Annotated in this window: 3 protein-coding genes and 1 pseudogene; all 4 read right to left on the minus strand. The window is 44.2% G+C overall.

Annotation, left to right across the window (positions count from 1 at the left end):
• On the minus strand, window positions 1–692 hold a 692-nt coding region (locus tag NWQ57_RS00880; RefSeq protein WP_306020043.1), incomplete at its 3' end, for an electron transport complex subunit E.
• Between the two features lies 1 nt (window position 693).
• The gene (gene rsxG / locus NWQ57_RS00885) at window positions 694–1,362 is read right to left on the minus strand and encodes an electron transport complex subunit RsxG (protein WP_306020044.1); all 669 of its coding nucleotides are present in this window, start codon (window positions 1,360–1,362) and stop codon (window positions 694–696) included.
• Window positions 1,359–2,441: an electron transport complex subunit RsxD gene (gene rsxD / locus NWQ57_RS00890; protein WP_306020047.1), complete on the minus strand. Its 1,083-nt coding sequence runs from the start codon at window positions 2,439–2,441 to the stop codon at window positions 1,359–1,361. The genes rsxG and rsxD overlap by 4 nt, the downstream gene beginning before the upstream one ends.
• Window position 2,442: 1 nt before the next feature.
• Window positions 2,443–3,023 (minus strand): annotated as a pseudogene (locus NWQ57_RS00895) (electron transport complex subunit RsxC); the annotation flags it as partial.

Consider the following 3,023-nt stretch of genomic DNA (forward strand, 5'->3'; position numbering starts at 1 on the left):
TCAGCGGTCACCCGTGCTCGTTGTACCACTTTTGCTTCTTTTTTAGCTGCAAACATGTGTTCCATGCGTTTATCCAACACATTTTTTAAGGCGATCAATAATCCCATACCTAAAAATGCCCCAGGGGGAAGAATGGCCAATAAAAAGGGACTATCAGTATGAAATAGCGTGAGCTGCCAATTATTCGCCCAGTCACCAAATAATAAATTAGCCCCAGCAAACAAAGTGCCATAGCCTAACAACTCGCGCATCGCCCCCAGAGTCACCAAGACAAATGTAAAGCCTAAGCCCATCATCAGGCCGTCAATCGCAGCTAATCCTACCGGATTTTTCGCAGCATAGGCTTCAGCACGACCGATTATGGCGCAATTAGTAACAATCAGCGGAATAAAGATGCCAAGTGCTTGATACAATGTGAAGGTGTAGGCGTTCATTAATAGCTGCACAATCGTGACAAAAGACGCAATAATCATGACAAATATAGGAATGCGAATTTCATTGGGTACATAGTTACGAATAAGCGATACCGTGGTATTTGAGCCTATTAATACCAGTGTGGTGGCTAAGCCCAAACCAAGACCATTGATTAGAGTTGCCGTGGTCGCAAGCAAGGGACAAAGCCCTAACAATTGCACTAAAGCTGGGTTGTTTTTCCATAGCCCCTGCCAGCTCAATTGCTTAAACTCGTTCATTTTATTGCGCCTCTGTTGAACTGCTTAGTGTCTTTGCGCAGGTATTAGGTGCATCAAAGATTGCCTTTTGTTGCTCTTGATAATACAGAGCACTGCGCTTAACGGCCTTAACGACTGCTCTGGGCGAAATAGTTGCTCCGGTGAATTGATCAAATTGACCACCATCTTTTTTCACATCAAAGCGGGCGAGGGTATCAGTACTCACTACTTTCTGAGCAAAATCCAAAATCCAATCATTTACACGTATATCGATTTTGTCACCTAAGCCCGGTGTTTCTTTATGATCGAGCACACGTACTCCACTGATGAGAGGATTGCCTTGTGGGTCGTTAGTCAGACCGACAACCAGCTGTATTTTTCCACTATAACCATCAGGCGCGGTTGTCTCAATAGCAACCCCAACCGGCTTCTCGTTGTTGTAAGCGCGATAAATACGCTGTGCTTCGTCACTGCCCAAAAATTCAGGTGAAACAACGTTCACACAGTTGTTAGCAATGGCGTTGTTATAACTGCTCGGTTCGATTATTGCGTTTAAAATACCTTGTAATTTAGCTTGTTGCTGCAGTGCGATTTGCTCGTGAGTGGCAAAATACGTTAAAGCAATTAAACCACTGGTTGCCATAGCAAAGGCCGCTAAAATAAGGCCATTTTTACTGACGGATTGCTTCATTTTTTACGCACCTTTGCCCCAGCTTTATGACCATAGACTCTTGGCTGTGTGTAATAATCAATCAAGGGTACAGCCATGTTCATAATGATCACCGCAAACGCTACTGCATCAGGATAGCCCCCCCAAGTGCGGATAACATAGACCCAAAAGCCTATGGCTGCGCCAAAAATTAATCGGCCTTTATTGGTTGTCGAGGCTGAGACAGGGTCGGTCGCGATAAAAAAGGCCCCAATGATAATACTGCCGTTAAAGATATGGAAAATCGCTGAGGCAAATCTATCACCATCAACCAAAGACATCACGGTAGCGACGAAGAATAGACTTAGGATCATACTAACAGGAATATGCCAATTGATGACTTTTAGCTTTAATAAGCCTAGGCCACCGACTAAAAAACCAAGACTAATCCAAGACCACGCGACATTTAAAGAATAAATACTGCTGTCAAAAATAGTGAACTCGAGACTTTCTGTATAGGTTAGGCCTTTAACCAGTTGTGTTTTAACCGTATCTAAAGGTGTTGCCATGGTCGTACCGTCAATACCAAATTGCAATTGGTTGAGGCTCAAGCCATTTTGGGTAAATCCGGTGAATATGGTGAAAAGGCTATCAGTAAACGAATGACCATACTGAGCCAAGCTTTGTGCTGGTAACCATTGGGTCATTTGAAGCGGAAACGAGATTAACAGCATGACATACGCTGCCATGGCAGGATTAAATAAGTTAAAGCCTAAGCCACCATAGAGCTGTTTGACGATAGCAATCGCAAAAAAAGTCCCGATTACGATAAGCCACCAAGGAGCGAGAGGTGGTATGCTAATGGCTAACAGTATGGCAGTTAGCACCGCACTGTAATCTTTTAAACTACGCTCAAAGTCACGCTTTCTTAGTTCAAGAATGCTTGCTTCTGTTACGATGGCCGTTATGACCGCTAAGACTATTTGTATTAAGGTACCAAAACCAAAAAAATAGGTTTGTAATAACACCCCAGGAATTAACGCATAAATAACGAGCCGCATAACTTGACCTGTATTACGTTTGATATGCTGGTGAGGTGAACTTGCTAGGTTAAAATTCATTTTATTGTTTTTCATTGTTAGCAGCTTGCTCTGCCGCTTTTTTCGCTTTTGCTTTGGCCACAGCGGCCGCTATTCTACGCTTTTTTTCGTCTAGAGCGTGATTTTCATCGTCCCTTTTAGTTTGCTCACTTTGCGCTGATAATGCGCTTTGCTCAGCGACAGAAGCCTTTTCAACAAGCTCGTCTAAGCGAGTAAGTGCTTGTGGGTGTGCATCGCTATCAAGCGTATTCGCTAATTTTTTCGCTTTGGCTTTAGCCACAGCAGCGTTTATTCTTTGCTGTTTTTCATCCACCGCTTCACTGCTCGGGGCTTGCTCCTCAGTTACCTGTGCTCGCGATGGCTGTGATGATCTAAGCGGTTCTTGTGGAGGCTCCATCGCTTCTTCTTGTCGCTTTTGGTCTTCCTCTGAGGCCTTTTTAGCTTTCGCTTTTTCGATAGCGGCCTGTACACGCTCATTTTTACTGGTTTGCACAGGCGCGGCGGCAGGAACTTGCTCGCTGTCATTATCAGTATTACTTGCTGCCTTTTTGGCTTTCGCTCTAGCAATAGCGGCCTGCACTCGCTCATTTTTACTGGCTTGCT

The sequence above is a fragment of the Paraglaciecola sp. genome (assembly GCF_030730205.1).
In the GTDB taxonomy this organism is placed as follows: domain Bacteria; phylum Pseudomonadota; class Gammaproteobacteria; order Enterobacterales; family Alteromonadaceae; genus Paraglaciecola.

What these genes read in the sequence shown, in the direction of transcription:
- rsxD (WP_306020047.1), bottom strand. Translation starts at nt 2,441, where the DNA reads ATGAATTTTAACCTAGCAAGTTCACCTCACCAGCATATCAAACGTAAT.
- rsxG (WP_306020044.1), bottom strand. Translation starts at nt 1,362, where the DNA reads ATGAAGCAATCCGTCAGTAAAAATGGCCTTATTTTAGCGGCCTTTGCT.